Origin of the sequence: Sphingobium sufflavum, assembly GCF_021403115.1 — a bacterium.
GTDB lineage: Bacteria > Pseudomonadota > Alphaproteobacteria > Sphingomonadales > Sphingomonadaceae > Sphingobium > Sphingobium sufflavum.
This window is the reverse complement of sequence record NZ_JAJSSH010000008.1, coordinates 164041-178040: the sequence shown is the minus strand read 5'-3', so window position 1 is coordinate 178040 and position 14000 is coordinate 164041. Positions and strand designations below refer to the sequence as shown.

At 69.3% G+C, this 14000-nt stretch carries 15 protein-coding genes and 1 pseudogene; 15 read left to right on the top strand and 1 reads right to left on the bottom strand.

The window, feature by feature from the left end; genetic code table 11:
- Positions 1–15 precede the first annotated feature (15 nt).
- Positions 16–666 carry a prolyl hydroxylase family protein gene (locus LWE61_RS13215; RefSeq protein WP_234150699.1) on the bottom strand — a complete coding sequence of 217 codons (651 nt, stop codon included), beginning with the start codon at positions 664–666 and terminating at the stop codon, positions 16–18.
- Positions 667–791: 125 nt separating this feature from the next.
- Between LWE61_RS13215 and LWE61_RS13210 the strand changes: the two genes are divergently transcribed.
- The 15 genes and pseudogenes from LWE61_RS13210 (at position 792) to LWE61_RS20635 (ending at position 13952) form a co-directional block, all read left to right on the top strand.
- On the top strand, positions 792–1676 hold the full coding sequence (locus tag LWE61_RS13210; RefSeq protein ID WP_234150685.1) for a type II secretion system protein N: 885 nt from the start codon (positions 792–794) through the stop codon (positions 1674–1676).
- 24 nt (positions 1677–1700) lie between these two features.
- Positions 1701–3836 carry a type II secretion system secretin GspD gene (gene gspD, locus LWE61_RS13205; RefSeq protein WP_234150830.1) on the top strand — a complete coding sequence of 712 codons (2136 nt, stop codon included), beginning with the start codon at positions 1701–1703 and terminating at the stop codon, positions 3834–3836.
- 62 nt (positions 3837–3898) lie between these two features.
- On the top strand, positions 3899–5410 hold the full coding sequence (locus LWE61_RS13200) for a GspE/PulE family protein (protein ID WP_234150828.1): 1512 nt from the start codon (positions 3899–3901) through the stop codon (positions 5408–5410).
- Positions 5403–6629 (top strand): type II secretion system inner membrane protein GspF, encoded by a 1227-nt coding sequence (gene gspF / locus LWE61_RS13195; RefSeq protein ID WP_234150683.1) that lies wholly within the window; start codon positions 5403–5405, stop codon positions 6627–6629. The genes LWE61_RS13200 and gspF overlap by 8 nt, the downstream gene beginning before the upstream one ends.
- 204 nt (positions 6630–6833) lie before the next feature.
- Complete coding sequence (gene gspG / locus LWE61_RS13190) at positions 6834–7295, top strand: type II secretion system major pseudopilin GspG (RefSeq protein WP_234150826.1); 462 nt, start codon at positions 6834–6836, stop codon at positions 7293–7295.
- Positions 7296–7362: 67 nt separating this feature from the next.
- Complete coding sequence (gene gspI, locus LWE61_RS13185) at positions 7363–7734, top strand: type II secretion system minor pseudopilin GspI (protein ID WP_267961720.1); 372 nt, start codon at positions 7363–7365, stop codon at positions 7732–7734.
- Positions 7731–8351, top strand: a complete 621-nt coding sequence (locus tag LWE61_RS13180) for a GspH/FimT family pseudopilin (RefSeq protein WP_234150681.1) — start codon at positions 7731–7733, stop codon at positions 8349–8351. The genes gspI and LWE61_RS13180 overlap by 4 nt, the downstream gene beginning before the upstream one ends.
- 98 nt (positions 8352–8449) lie before the next feature.
- The gene (gene gspJ, locus LWE61_RS13175; protein WP_234150679.1) at positions 8450–9106 is read left to right on the top strand and encodes a type II secretion system minor pseudopilin GspJ; all 657 of its coding nucleotides are present in this window, start codon (positions 8450–8452) and stop codon (positions 9104–9106) included.
- Complete coding sequence (gene gspK, locus LWE61_RS13170) at positions 9099–10097, top strand: type II secretion system minor pseudopilin GspK (RefSeq protein ID WP_326490644.1); 999 nt, start codon at positions 9099–9101, stop codon at positions 10095–10097. Before gspJ ends, gspK begins: the two co-directional genes overlap by 8 nt.
- A 2-nt stretch (positions 10098–10099) precedes the next feature.
- Complete coding sequence (gene gspL / locus LWE61_RS13165) at positions 10100–11263, top strand: type II secretion system protein GspL (RefSeq protein WP_234150677.1); 1164 nt, start codon at positions 10100–10102, stop codon at positions 11261–11263.
- Entirely contained in the window at positions 11260–11727 is a 468-nt protein-coding gene (gene gspM / locus LWE61_RS13160) for a type II secretion system protein GspM (protein WP_234150675.1), read from the top strand. Before gspL ends, gspM begins: the two co-directional genes overlap by 4 nt.
- On the top strand, positions 11724–12449 hold the full coding sequence (gene gspN / locus LWE61_RS13155; protein WP_234150673.1) for a type II secretion system protein N: 726 nt from the start codon (positions 11724–11726) through the stop codon (positions 12447–12449). Before gspM ends, gspN begins: the two co-directional genes overlap by 4 nt.
- A 35-nt stretch (positions 12450–12484) precedes the next feature.
- Positions 12485–13237 carry a prepilin peptidase gene (locus LWE61_RS13150; RefSeq protein WP_234150821.1) on the top strand — a complete coding sequence of 251 codons (753 nt, stop codon included), beginning with the start codon at positions 12485–12487 and terminating at the stop codon, positions 13235–13237.
- An 81-nt stretch (positions 13238–13318) separates the two neighbouring features.
- Positions 13319–13594 (top strand): annotated as a pseudogene (locus LWE61_RS20960) (SDR family oxidoreductase); the annotation flags it as partial.
- A 70-nt stretch (positions 13595–13664) separates the two neighbouring features.
- Positions 13665–13952: an SDR family oxidoreductase gene (locus LWE61_RS20635; protein WP_407696234.1), complete on the top strand. Its 288-nt coding sequence runs from the start codon at positions 13665–13667 to the stop codon at positions 13950–13952.
- The last annotated feature ends 48 nt before the right edge of the window (positions 13953–14000 follow it).

Genomic DNA, 14000 nt, shown 5'->3' with positions numbered 1-14000 from the left:
GTTTCCCCAATTTATTCAACCGACCCAGGGTTTTTCGCGAAACCATTTGGTGATGATATATTTGGTGCCCGCGCGCACCTTTATCCCGTGATGCAGCGTATCGGGATTGACGCCGCCGCCGGTGCGGCGATTGTTCCAGCACAATAATTTGCCCGGTTCCGGCTGGATGCTCTTGCCCAGCCGGGGAAAGCGCGTGGCCCCGCCCGCCTGCGGCAGGTTGAGATAGGCCATCAGCGTCCAGGTGCGATTGCCCGACAGCGTGCAATAGCGCGGATAGTCGATGCCGCCCGGCTCGAAATAATCGGTATGCGCCTTGAACTCCTGCCCCACGGCATAGCGTTGGCCCTGCAAGGGTTCGCCATGGGCGGGGTCGATGCCGATGAAGGCGGACAGGCGCCGGTTGATGTCCGCGATGAACGGGTCCGCGCCGTCGAGGTCGCACGTCTCGCTGGTGCGGAACGCCGCATCGCCATTGCTGTCCGCGATGGTGGAGGGGCGGCGCGCCGCGTCGATGCGGGCGATGAGCGCGGCGCAGTCGTCGGGCGGAAGGAAGGCGCGGGCGATGAACAGGTCGACCGCGCGTCCGGGGAAACGCTGGACGCCGGGCAGGCGCTGCGGATCGAGATGTGCGTCTGGGCGCGCGTCGAGGGGCTGGCCGGGCGTCATGCCGCCGGTGATACGAAAGCCAGCGTGCCGTGCAAGCGCCGATTGGCGGCGGCCCCCTGTGAAATATTTCTGTCATAAAATGGTAATCTTGCGGTCAACTCCCCTCCATAGAGGCAGGGCCGACGATGATGGGATCGAAGGCGCTGATGCTCGACAGGATAGGGAATTTTCGCAGCCGCCTGCCACGCTATCCGGTGGCCGCGATGCTGGCGAAAGGCGCGGAGGCGGCGCTGTTGCTGATGCTGGTCGTGCAGGTCGCGCGGCTGGTGTGGGCGGTGGTGACGCCGTTGGGCATGGTGGGGGAATGGCAGGCGAAGCGGCCCGCCATCCTGCCCGCCGCCGCGCGCATCGCCCTGTTCCAGGCGTTCGACCCCTTCACGCGCGGGCAAGCCGCCGACCTGTCCGCGACGCAGGTGACGGGGCTGGCGCTGCAACTGTTTGGCACGCGCATCAACGAGGGGTCGGGGCAGGCTTCCGCGATCATCGCGACGCCCGACGGCGTGCAGTCCAGCTTTGCGGTGGGCGACCAGATATTGCCGGGCGTCACGCTCAAGACCGTATCCTATGACCATGTGGTGATCGACCGGGGCGGCGCGGCGGAGACATTGTTCCTCGACCAGTCGGCCGGCGGCGCGCCCACGGGCACGGAGGGCGGCGCGCCTGTCGAGGGCGGACAGGCTCCGGCTGCGGCGGATGGCGGCGGCGGTCCGGCCCCCGCCGGTCCGGCCGCGCTGACCGCCGCGATGGTCCAGCGCGACATCGGTTTCATGCCCCGGTCGGAGGGTGGGCGGGTGTCCGGCATCATCCTCTCGTCCAAGGGCGCGGGTTTTCAGGCCGCCGGTTTCCAGTCCGGCGACATCATTACGCAGGTCAACGGCCGACCCGTCACGTCGATGGGCGATCTGGCCGGCATACAGGCGCAACTGCGCCCCGGCGCGCGCCTCTCGCTGATGATCGAGCGGGGAGCGGCGACGGTGCCGGTGAGTGTGACCTTGAGCGGGGGACAATAAGTGACGGGTTTTCGATCGCTGCTGATGGCGGGCGCTCTTTCGATGGTCGTGGCGGCGGGGCCGCTGGCGGCGCAGCAGACGCTGAACGTGCGCGATGCGGACATCCGGGCCTTTATCCAGGATGCGGCGCGGGTGACGGGGCGGACCTTCATCATCGACGCGCGGGTACAGGGCAAGGTGTCGGTGGTGACCGACCGACCGCTGAGCAAGTCCGAATATTTCGAGATTTTCCTGTCCACGATGCGCGCCAACGGGCTGGTCGCCGTGCCCGCGCCGGGCGGGGCGTTCCGTATCCAGCCGGTCGATGGCCTTGCCGGACAGCCGGGCGCGGTGGGCCGGGCGTCCAGCCGCAACCAGTTCATCACCGAGGTCATCCGCCTGCGCACCATCGACGCGACCAGCGCGATGGAGACGCTGCGCCCGCTCATCAGCCGGGAGGGGGCGATCACCGCCAACCGGGCGGGGCGCAGCATCGTCGTGGCCGACTATGCCGATAATATCGCGCGTATCCGGCAGGTGCTGACCCGCATCGACCGGGAAGGCATGGGGACGGAAACGATCATGCTGCACAATGCGGGCGCGCGGGAGATCGCGACTTCGCTCCAGACGCTGATGGCCGGCGGCGGGGGCGATGGCAATGTCGGCGGGGCGACCGTCGTCGCCATCGACAGTTCGAACAGCATCGCCATTCGCGGCGACAGCGCCTCCGTCGCGCGGCTGGCAGCGATGGCGCGCGATTTCGACAAGCGGGCGGCGGCGGGCACGGAAATCCGCGTTTATTGGCTGGAACATGCCGATGCGGAGAAGCTGTTGCCGGTGTTGCAGCAATTGCTGGGCCAGTCGGTATCGACGCCGGTGTCGTCCGGCGGCGGTTCCGGCGCGACGGGGGGCGGCAAGGATGTCGCCTCGCCCGCCATGGCGGCGGCTGCGGCAAGCGCGGCCCCTGCGGCGTCTTCCTCCAGCGGCAATGGCGTCGCGCGGCGCGGGGCGGCCATCGTCACCCGCTATGAAGGCACTAACGCCATCGTCATCGCGGGCAGCGCGGAGACGCAGCGGATGCTGGGCGAGGTGATCCGCCAGCTCGACACCCGGCGTGAACAGGTGCTGGTCGAGGCGATCATCGTGGAGATCGGTGATGCGGCGGCGCAGAAGCTGGGCGTGCAATTCCTGATCGGCAGCACCAAGACCGGCTTTGCCGCGACCAATTACAGCAATGCGCAGCCCAATATCCTGTCGCTGGCGGGGGCGATCGGCGCGAACGAGCTTGGCTCCACGACGACGACGGTGGTCGCGCCTGATGGCACGCGGACGGAGACGACGACGCGGACGAACAGCGACCTGTCCAGTCAGTTGCAGTCCGCAGCGGTCAGTTCGCTGCTGAGCGCGACGGGCGGCTTTGGCGGCGTCGCGACGGGCATCGGCAACAACGGCATTTTCGGCGCGATCATCAACGCGGTGAAGAGCGACACGAACAGCAACATCCTCTCCACCCCGTCCGTGATGACGCTGGACAACCAGAAGGCCAGCATCCTGGTCGGGCAGGAAGTGCCGGTGACGAGCGGCGAGGCGCTGGGCCAGAATTTCGACAACCAGTTCCGCACCGTGCAGCGGCAGAATGTCGGCATCCAACTGGAGGTGAAGCCGCAGATCAACAGCGGCGGCGCGATCAAGCTGTTTCTGCGGCAGGAAGTGTCCAGCGTGGCGGGGCCGGTTTCGAACAACAGCAGCGACCTCATCATCAACAAGCGCGAGATTGAGACGACGGTGACGGTCGATGACGGCGACATCCTCGCGCTCGGCGGCCTGCTGGACGATAATGAGCGGCGGACGATCGAGAAGATCCCGCTGCTGGGCGATATTCCCGCCATCGGGCAATTGTTCCGGTCGAAGAGCAAGTCGCGGTCCAAGACCAACCTGATGGTCTTCATCCGCCCGACCATATTGCGGAGCCGGGAGGAGGCGCAAAAGCTGACCGCCCAGCGTTACGGTTATATCCGTGACCGGCAGGCGGCCTTTTCGCCGGGGCAGGAGCCTGCGCTGGACGAGCTGGTGCGCGATTATATGGGCGCGGTGCCCCCGGCGCCGTCGACGCCGCAACCGGGCGATGAACGGGTGCCGCCGACTCCCCTGCCGATCTCTGCGCCGGGAGCCGCGAAGTGACCGGCGCGCCCGGCGATCCGTTCGGGCAGGCGGGTGACGAGCCGGTCGACGATCCTGTGGAAATGACCCCTTGGGAGGCCGTGCCGGGCCGTCCGGTCGACATACCCTATGGCTTTGCGCGGCGGCATGGCGTCGTGATCGTGGACGATGGCGAGGGCCGGGCGATCCGGGTCGCGCTGAAGGAAGGGTCCGATCCGCGCATGTTGGTGGAGGTGCGCCGCCACCTCGCCCGCCCGTTCGACGTGGAGATGGCGGACCAGTCGGCGTTCGAGAAGCATCTGTCCGACCGCTATGCCCTGATTGCGGGGGCGGGCGGCGCGGCGGCGGAGATGGCGGGGAGCATCGGCAACGACGACCTCGACCTGATCGCGTCGGATATTCCGACCGCCGACGACCTGCTGGACAGCGCCGACGATGCGCCGGCCATCCGCCTCATCAACGGCATCATCGCGGAGGCGGCGCGGCAGGGCGTCAGCGACATCCATATCGAACCCTATGAGACGGGTCTGGTCGTGCGGATGCGGATGGATGGCGTGCTGACCGAGACGCTGCGGATGCCGCCGCATGTCGCGCCGGTGGTGGTGAGCCGTATCAAGGTGATGGCGCGGCTGGACATTGCGGAACGGCGCGTGCCGCAGGACGGGCGCATCGGCCTGTCGCTGGGTGGCAAGCTGCTGGATGTGCGCGTCTCCACCCTGCCCGCGCGGGCCGGGGAGCGGGTGGTGCTGCGTATCCTCGACAAGGCGAATACGGGCATCGGCCTCGACGTGCTGGGCATGGCGAGCCATGTCGACACGGTGTTCCGGCAGGCGCTGGCCGAGCCGAACGGCATCATCCTCGTCACCGGGCCGACCGGCAGCGGCAAGACGACGACGCTCTATGCCGGTCTGCGGCAGTTGAACGACGGGTCGCGCAACCTGCTGACCGTGGAAGACCCGGTCGAATATGCGGTGGAGGGCGTCGGCCAGACGCAGGTCAATGCCAAGGTCGGCCTGACCTTCGCGGCGGGGCTGCGTGCCATCCTGCGCCAGGACCCGGACGTGGTGATGATCGGTGAAATCCGCGACCGGGAAACGGCGGAGATTGCGGTGCAGGCGTCGCTGACCGGGCATCTGGTGCTGTCGACCGTCCACACCAATGACGCGGTGGGCGCCATCACACGGCTGCGCGACATGAAGGTGGAGCCGTTCCTGCTCGCCTCCACCCTGCGCGCGGTGATCGCGCAGCGGCTGGTGCGGCGGTTGTGCCAGTCATGCCGGGAGCCGGTGGTGGCGGACAAGTCCGCCTGCGCGCTACTGGGCTTTGACGCGGGGACGTGGATCTATCGCTCCGTGGGGTGTGAGGCGTGCAATCACACCGGATATAAGGGGCGGATCGGCGTGTTCGAGGCGGTGCGGATCGACGATACGCTGCGCCGGATCATCAATGAGGGCGGCGATGAATCGCTGATCTCCCGCCATGCCTTCCTGAATGCGCCCAACCTGAGTTCGTCGGCTCGCGCGCTGGTGCGGCAGGGCGATACGAGCGCGGAGGAGGCGATCCGCATCTCCCGGTCGGAGGTGCTGGATGCCTGAATTCGCCTATACCGCCATCGACCCCGGCGGGCGGGAGAAAAGGGGACGGCTGCGCGCCGAAACCCCCGGTGCGGCGCGGGCCGTGCTGGAGGACAGGCGGCTGTTCGTCGTCAAAATGGGCGAGGCAACGGAGGCGACGGGTCCGGCGCGGGCCATGCCCTGGTCGGTGGGTGGCAAGCGCCTGTCCGGCAAGGAATTGACGCTGTTCACCCGGCAACTCTCCACGCTGGCGCAGGTCAGCCCGCTGGAGGAGGCGCTGCGCACCATCACCCGCCAGAGCGAGAAGGACCATATGCGCGCCATCGTCGGTCGCGTGCATGCGGGGGTGATGGAGGGGCGGACGCTGGCCGATGCGCTGTCCGTCGAGCCGAAGAGTTTTCCGCCGCTGTTCCGCGCGATGATCGCGGCGGGCGAGCGGTCGGGCGCGCTGCCGGACCTGACCGAGCGCCTGTCCGTCCTGCTGGAGCGGCAGGCGGAGATGCGGGCGAAGGTGCTGACCGCGCTGGCCTATCCCACCGTGCTGGCGCTGTTCGCGATGATCGTGACCATGGCGCTGATGATCTTCGTCGTGCCGCTGGTGGTGGAGCAGTTCGATACGCTGGGCCAGCAATTGCCGTTGCTGACGCGCATCGTGATGGGCCTGTCGCTGTTCCTGGCGGGATGGTGGTGGCTGCTGGCGCTGCTGCTGGCGCTGGGCAGTTTTGGTTTCTGGCGGGCGCTGAAGCGCGAGGGATTTCGCATCCGCTTCGATGGCGCGCTGCTGCGCATCCCCTTTCTGGGGCGGTTGATGCGCGACCTGCATGCCGCGCGGATGGCGCGCACGCTGTCGACGATGGTGCAGAGCCGTCTGCCGGTGGTCGAGGGGCTGACCCTGACCGTGCCGACCATCCACAACCGGGTGCTGCGCGCCGCAACGAACGAGATTGTGGAGGCGGTGCGCGGCGGCGGCAGCCTGTCCACCGCCATGCGCCGGGCGGGCGTGTTCCCGCCGCTGCTCGTCTATCTCGCCGCCAGTGGCGAACAGGCGGGGCAGCTCGACATCATGCTGGAGCGTGCCGCCGATTATCTGGAGCGGGAGTTCGATGCCTTCACCGCGGCGATGTTGTCGTTGCTAGAGCCTCTCATCATCATCCTGATGGGCGGCGTGGTGGCGGTCATCATCCTCGCGATCCTGTTGCCGATCATGCAGTTGCAAAGCCTCACCGGGGCGGGAGCCTGACCCATGTTGAAATATGCCTTTAGCCGTCGTCCGCTGGCCGAGCAGGACTTTCTGATCCAGAACGGCGATGCCGAAGACTTCATCCGGCCCGCGACCCTGTCCGCCGGGGAGGGGGAGCGCACGCCGGGTTATGTGGAGCGGGCCTTCTGCTTCGTGCGGCGGTCGTTCGATGCGGATTTCGCGCGGCGGCAGGCCTATCGGTCGCTGCGCCGTTCCGCCGAGCATGGCTTCGCGCCCCCTCGGCGTTCTGCCGAACACGGCTTTACGCTGGTCGAACTGCTGGTGGTGATCGTCATCATCGGCCTGCTGGCGACGATCGTCGCGATCAACGTGATCCCGGCGGGCAACACCGCGCGGGTGGAGAAGGCGAAGGCCGACATCGCCACGCTGGAGCAGGCGCTGGAGCAATATCGGCTCGACAACATGACCTATCCGTCGGGCGGGGACGGCCTCAACGCGCTGCTCTCCGCGCCGGGCGGCCTGCCGCAGCCGGAACGCTACCGGCAAGGCGGCTATATCAAGAAGCTGCCGAACGATCCGTGGGGCAAGCCCTATCTTTATACCGCGCCGGGCAAGAAGGGGGCGTTCGACATCTACTCGCTGGGCGCGGATGGCGCGCCGGGCGGCGAGGGTGAGAATGCGGATATTTATTCCAGCGACCAGTAAGGCGCACGCCGGACGGGCCGTCCAGGGGGCTTCTGCGCCTGTGGCAGCGGCCGCTAAACGGGGTTTGATGCCGGAGGGGCGTTCCGCCGAACACGGCTTCACGTTGCTGGAGATGCTGGTGGCCCTTGCCATTTTCAGCCTCGCGGGGCTGGCGCTCGTGCGCTTGCAGGCGGTCTCCGTACGGACGGCGAGCGATCTCGACGCGCGCCTGATCGCGCAGGTGACGGCGCGCAACCTGGCCTATGAACGGCTGACCGACCCCACCCCGCCCGCGAAGGGCGAAAGCGAGGGGCGCATCGCCAATGCGGGCCGCGAATTTCGCTGGAAGCAGGTGGTGACGCCCGCCGACGACCGGCGACTGGTCATGGTGACGGTCATGGTGCAGGCCGGGGCCGGGCAATCGCCCGCGGTGGTGAGCCTTATGAGGCCCGCGACATGAGGCTGGAGGATATGGTCCTCCTCGCGCGGATGGGCCGGGGCGGGTGCCGCGCGTTGAAGGCGCGGGGTGGCGTCGTGCTGGCCAAGGAAGGGCGGGGCTGCGACAGGCTCGGCCCGAACGGGGGGAGGGTGGTGCGCTCTCGCTCCGCCGAACACGGCTTCACGCCCTTTCGGCGTTCCGCCGAACACGGCTTCACGCTGGTCGAACTCATGGTCGTGCTGGTCATCATCGGGCTGATGTCGGGGGCGGTGTTGCTGACCATGCGCGATCCGCGCGGCGGGTTGACGGAGGAGGTGGATCGCTTTGCCGGAAGGGTGCGCGCGGCGCGTGACCGGGCGGTGGTGCTGGCGCGCCCGGTGGCGCTGTGGGTGTCGCCGGCCGGCTATGGGTTCGAGGAACGGCGGGACGGGCGCTGGGTGCCGCTCGACGCAAAGCCGCTGGTGAACGCCGACTGGAACGGCGGGGCGCGGGCGGAGGCGGGCGCGGCCAGCGCTGGCCGGGCGCGGCTGTGGTTCGACACTATCGGGCGGGCGGATCAGCCGATGGCCTTCACGCTCAAGCGGGATGGGCGCTCGCTGCCCGTGTCGGTCGGGTTGGATGGCAGGGTCGTGCGATGATGGTTTCGTCTCGTGAACAGGGCTTTGAGTCCTCGTTGCGTTCCGCCGAACACGGCTTCACCCCAGTGAGGCGTTCCGCCGAACACGGCTTCACCCCAGTGAGGCGTTCCGCCGAACACGGCTTCACGCTGATCGAACTGCTCGTCGCGCTGATGATCTTCGCCATGCTGTCGATGGCGGGCGTTGCCCTGTTGCGCGGCAGCGTGTCGGCGCAGGGGGCGGTGCGGACGCATCTTGACGGGCTGGCCGATGTGCAGGTCGCCCTCGCCACGCTGGAGAGCGACCTGGCGCAGGCGACGGTGCGGATCAGCCGGACGCAGACGGGCACGCTTGCCCCCGCCTTTTTCGCGCGGGCGCCGGGCGGCGAGGCGCCGATGCTGCAATTCGTGCGGACGGGGTGGACCAATCTGGACAATGCCCCGCGCGCGTCGGTGCAGAAGGTCGAATATTGGTGGCGCGACGGGCGGGTCGAGCGGGTTGGCTATCCCTTTGTCGATGGCGCTGCGGCGGGCGAGCCGGCGGTGCTGCTGTCCGGCGTCACGGCGCTGACCCTGCGGTTTCGCGATGCGCGGGGCGACTGGCGGGAGGATTGGGCGCCGTCACAGCCCGACCTGATGCCGCGGCTGGTGGAGATGAGCGTGACGGGCAAGGGTCGTCCGCCGCTGGTCCTGCGCTTCCTTGTCGGGCCGGGCGGGGTGGAGAAGCCGGTGCAGGCTGCGGCCCCGGCAGCAACCACGGGAGCGACCGGTGGTTGAGGCGGCTTTCATACCCCCGGCGCGGGAGCGGGGCGCGGCGCTGTTGACCGTGCTGATGCTGGTCGCGGTGATGGCCGTGATTACCGCCGTGGCGCTGGACCGGCTGACGCTGGCCACGCGCATGGCGCAAAATGGCGTGAGCGCCGATCAGGGCCGGGCGTTCCTGATGGCGGGGGAGGCGGTGGCGTCCCTGCGGCTGGCGGATCTGGTGACGGCGCGCACGGGCAAGACGACGCTGACGGGCGGCTGGCTGGGCAAGCCGCAGGCCTTTCCCGTGCCCGGCGGCATGGTGGTGGCGCGGGTGCGCGACGCCGGAAACTGTTTCAATATCAACAGCCTGGTCAAGGCCGAGAGCGCGGACAGCTATAGCGCGCGACCGGAAGGGATCGCGCAGTTCGCGGGCCTGTTGCGCCTGCTGGGCACGGACCCGCGGCTGGCGGAGCAGATTGCGATGGCCAGCGCGGACTGGATCGACAGCAATGACGTGCCGGGGCCGGGCGGTGCGGAGGATGCCCATTATGGCCAGTTGCCGCTGCCCTATCGCACGGCGGGCGGATTGCTGTCCGATCCTAGCGAGTTGCGGACGGTGGCCGGGATGACCGCCCCCGTCTATGACCGGGTGCGGCCCTGGCTGTGCGCCTTGCCGGTGGCGGAACTGTCGCCGGTCAACATCAACACTCTGCTGCCGGATCAGGCGATCCTGCTGGCCATGCTGGCGGACGGGCGGATCGGGGCGGAGACGGCGCGGCAGATATTGGCGCAGCGCCCGATGGACGGCTATGGCAGCCTCGTCACCTTTTGGGCGCAACCGGCGCTGGCCGGGCTAGGGCTGACCCCGGCGGTGACGGAGCAGGCGAAGTTGACGAGCCGCTGGTTCGAGGTGGATCTGACGGTGGACCTCGCCGGGACGGATGTAAGCGAGACGGTGCTGTTCGATGCACAGGATGCGCCCGCGCGATTGGTGCGCCGGCGGTGGGGGGATGAAGGCTGAGCATGACCGGCACGATATTGCCAGACGGCATGATATTCTGGCTGTCGCCCGACGGTGGGGCGGCGGGCGGCTGGTTGCGCGTGGTCGGTGGCCATGTCGTGCAGCGCGGCGGCGAAAGCGGTGCCGGTGCCGGAAGTCGGAGCGGAGCGGACTGGCGCGCGGCGACGGGGTTGGTGGCGCTGCCCGCCGGAGATACGGCGATGCTGATCGTGCCCAGCGGCGATGCCGCGCTCCACTGGATCGCGTGCCCCGGCATGACCGTGCGGCAGGGCGCGGTCGCCGCCCCCCTGATGGCGGTGGAGGCCAGCATCGGCACGCCCGATACGCTGCACGCCGCCGTGGCCCCGGCGTTGGAACCGGAGCGGCCGCATATTGTCGCGGTGGCGGCGCGCGATGCGATGGAGCGGTGGATCGGCTGGTGCGCGGCGGCGGGCGTGCCCGATGCGGCGCTGGTCCCGGCGGCGCTGCTGCTGCCCCCGGTCGAGGACGGCTTTGTCGCCGGGCGCGTCGGCGGGGAGGCGGTGCTGCGCGGAACCGATTGCGCGCTGGGCGGCGGCGACGCGTATGCACCCCTGATCGTCGGGGATGCGCCGGTGCGGGAACTGGACGGTGCGACGGTGGAGGCGGGACTGGTCGCCGCACTCGCCGCGCCGCCGATGGATTTGCGGCAGGGCGGCTATGCCGTGCGGGCGGCGTCGGCCATTGATCCGGCCTGGGTCCGGCGGGTGGCGGTGCTGGCGGGAGCGGTGATGCTGGCCGGGCTGCTGGTGACGCTGGTGACGGTCGTGCGGCTGCATGGGGAGGCATCGTCGCTGGACGCGGCCACGCTGGCGCTGGCGCGGGACGTGGTGCCGGAGGCCAGCGATGTGGCGGATGCGGAGATGCGGCTGGCGGCGCGTGTCGCGGCGAAAGGCGGCGCGGGCGGCGGCTTCACCGGCACGGCGGCGGGGCTGCTGGCGGCGATGCAGGGTGCGCCGGGCGTCACCATGACCGGCCTGTCGCAACTGGCCGACGGGACGGTGCGGGTGCAACTGGCCGGACCCCGGCCGGACGATATCAATGTGGTGCTGATCGCGCTCCAGAATATGGGGTGGCGGGTCGCCGCCAACAGCGTGCAGCAACAGGGAGCGCAGACCATCGCCGACATCAGCGTGGTGCCGTCATGACGGCGTTGAAACAATGGTGGAGCGGCCTGAGCGGGCGTGAGCGGCGGCTGGTCACGATCATGCTGCTGCTGGTTGGCGGGCTGGTCCTGTGGCTGGGCGTGTGGCGGCCGGTGGAGGCGGGGATCGCCAGCGGCTGGGCCCGCTATGGCGCGGCGGTGGACGCCAATGCATCGGTGCGGGCCAGGCTGCGGCTGATCCGGCGCGCGTCGGGCACGGGGGTGGTGGCCCCCATCGGGCAGAGCGTGGCGCAGACCGCATCGGAGGCGGGCCTGACGCTGGATCGCAGCGCGGCGCAGGGCGCGGGGCAGATGGCCGTGACCATCGCATCGGCACGGGCCAGCGCGGCGCTGGCCTGGCTGGCCGGGCTGGAGGCGCGCGGCATCATCGTCGAGACGATCAGCATGACGCCGGGCGCGACCCCCGGCACGGTGGCGGTGCAGGCCGTCCTGCGGGAGGTGAAATGATGCGCTGGCTCAATCTGTCGCCGCGCGGGCGGAATATTCTTGCCGTGGCCCTGCTGCTGGCGCTGGTCGGCGCGATGCCGCTGCGTATGTTGTTTGCCCTGGTCGATGCGGGGGAGATGGGCATCGCCGCCCGGTCCGTCCGCGGGCCGGTGTGGTGGGGCGCGGCGGAGGAGTTGCAGGCGGGACCGGTGCGGATCGGCACGGTCGACGTCATGCTCTCGCCCCTCCACCTGCTGCTGGGCCGGGCGCGGCTCGACATCCGTCGCAAGAAGGGACTGCCGGACGACATAGAGGGCGCGCTGACCGCCGGGGTCGCCACGCGCGGCATCGACGACATGACCGGGACGCTGCCGATGGGCGGCGCGCTGTCGCCCCTGCCTGTCTCCACCGTGGAGATGCAGGATGTGAGCATCGCCTTCAGCGGATCGCGCTGCGTCCGGGCGGAGGGGCGGATGCGCGCGATGCTGTCGGCGGGATTGCCGGGCATGGACCTGGCCAATGGCCTGTCGGGTGCGGTGCGGTGCGACGGGACCGACCTGCTGATCGCGCTGGTCAGCCAGTCGGGTGTCGAGCGGATCGAACTGCGCGTGGATGGCGCGGGCCGCTATCGGGGCGGCATGACCGTGGCGGGCGGCGATCCGCTGGTGGCCGTGGCGCTGGGCGCGGCCGGGTTCCGTCCGGTGGGGGCGAACCAGCGGCTGGACGTCAGCGGCTCCCTGTGAAGCTTTCGCTTATCGCTGACGGGGTCGGCTTGCCGATGCTGGTCGGGGCCGGGATCGGTGTCGGGCTGGGCCTGATCCTCGGCAGCTTTCTGGGGGCGCTGGTGACGCGCTGGCCGACCGGGCGGAGCGTGGCGGCGGGCCGGTCCTGCTGCGATACATGCGGGGTGGCGCTGCGCCCGCGCGATCTGGTGCCGGTGCTCAGCGCGCTGCTGGCGGGACTGCGCTGCCGGTCCTGCGGCGCGCGGATCGACCCTGTGCATATGGCGATGGAAGTGGGGGCGGCGGCGATCGGAGCGATCGGTTTTGCCTTTGCGCCGGATACGCTCGCGGCGACAGCCTGGTGCCTGCTGGGCTGGGGGCTGCTGACCCTCGCCCTGCTGGATGCGCGGCATTTCTGGTTGCCGGATGCGCTGACCCTGCCGCTCGCCTTCCTCGGCTTTGTGGTCGGGCCTTATGCGACGGATGTGGCGATGCCAGATCGCGGGATCGGCGCGGCGGCGGGCTATGGCGTGCTGATGGCGGTGTCGCTGGCCTATCGGGCGATGCGCGGGCGAGAGGGGCTGGGCTGGGGCGATGCCAAGCTGCTGGGCGCCATCGGGGCATGGGCGGGGTGGCAGGCGCTGCCTTTCCTGTTGCTGGTCGCTTCGCTGGCCGGGCTGGGCTGGGCCGGATGGCTGGCGGTGCGGTACGGTGGGGTGGAGCGGGACAGGCGATTGCCGCTGGGGACGATGTTGTGCCTCGCAACCGGACCTGCCTTATGGGGTGAGACGATGCTGCTGGCGGCCTGACAATGGGGATGGAGAGGCTGTCGGCATCCATTTTTGCACCAGGGGCACGGCTCGTGTGGGTCGATCTGGACGCGGCGGCGGGTGAGGCGGCAGTGGCGTAAATCCGGGCGGCGGGCGGCGGGCGGCGAGGCGAGCGCTGTCCCCTGCGACGTGGCCGATGATGCCGCGGTGGCGGCGCTGATCGCGCAGGTCGTGGCGACGCACGGCGGCATTGACCCGCTCATCGACAACGCCGGGCTTCATTCGCAGGCCTGTAGCCGCCCGATGGCTGAACGGGGCATGGCGACGCTGCGCCGCCTGTTCGAGGTGAAGGTGATGGCGGTGGCCAGCGTCACCCCGGCCGCGCGCACGGCGATGGCGGGGCGGTCGGGCGCTTCGGTCATCACCATCTCCTCCACAGCGGCATATTCTGCGGCGGGGCTATGGCGTGTCCAAGCTGGCGGTGCGGGGCATGACGATCAGCCTGGCGCGCGAACTGGCGGTGGACGGCATCCGCGTCAACGCCATCGCGCGGGGCATCATCCTGACCGATACGATCCGGTCCGAACTGCCGCAGAGCACCATCGAACGTATAAAGTCCCAGCAATTCAGCGATCGCGAAGGGGCGGAGCAGGATATTGTCGAGGCGATGCTGTATCTGGCGTCGGACCGGGCCGCTTGCATGACCGGCAAAACCTTGCACGTCAGTGGCGAATTTTCCCTGTCGATGGGATAGCGACTTGCCGAAACTCGGCTCGTCTTGCAGCTAATCTTCCATCAACCA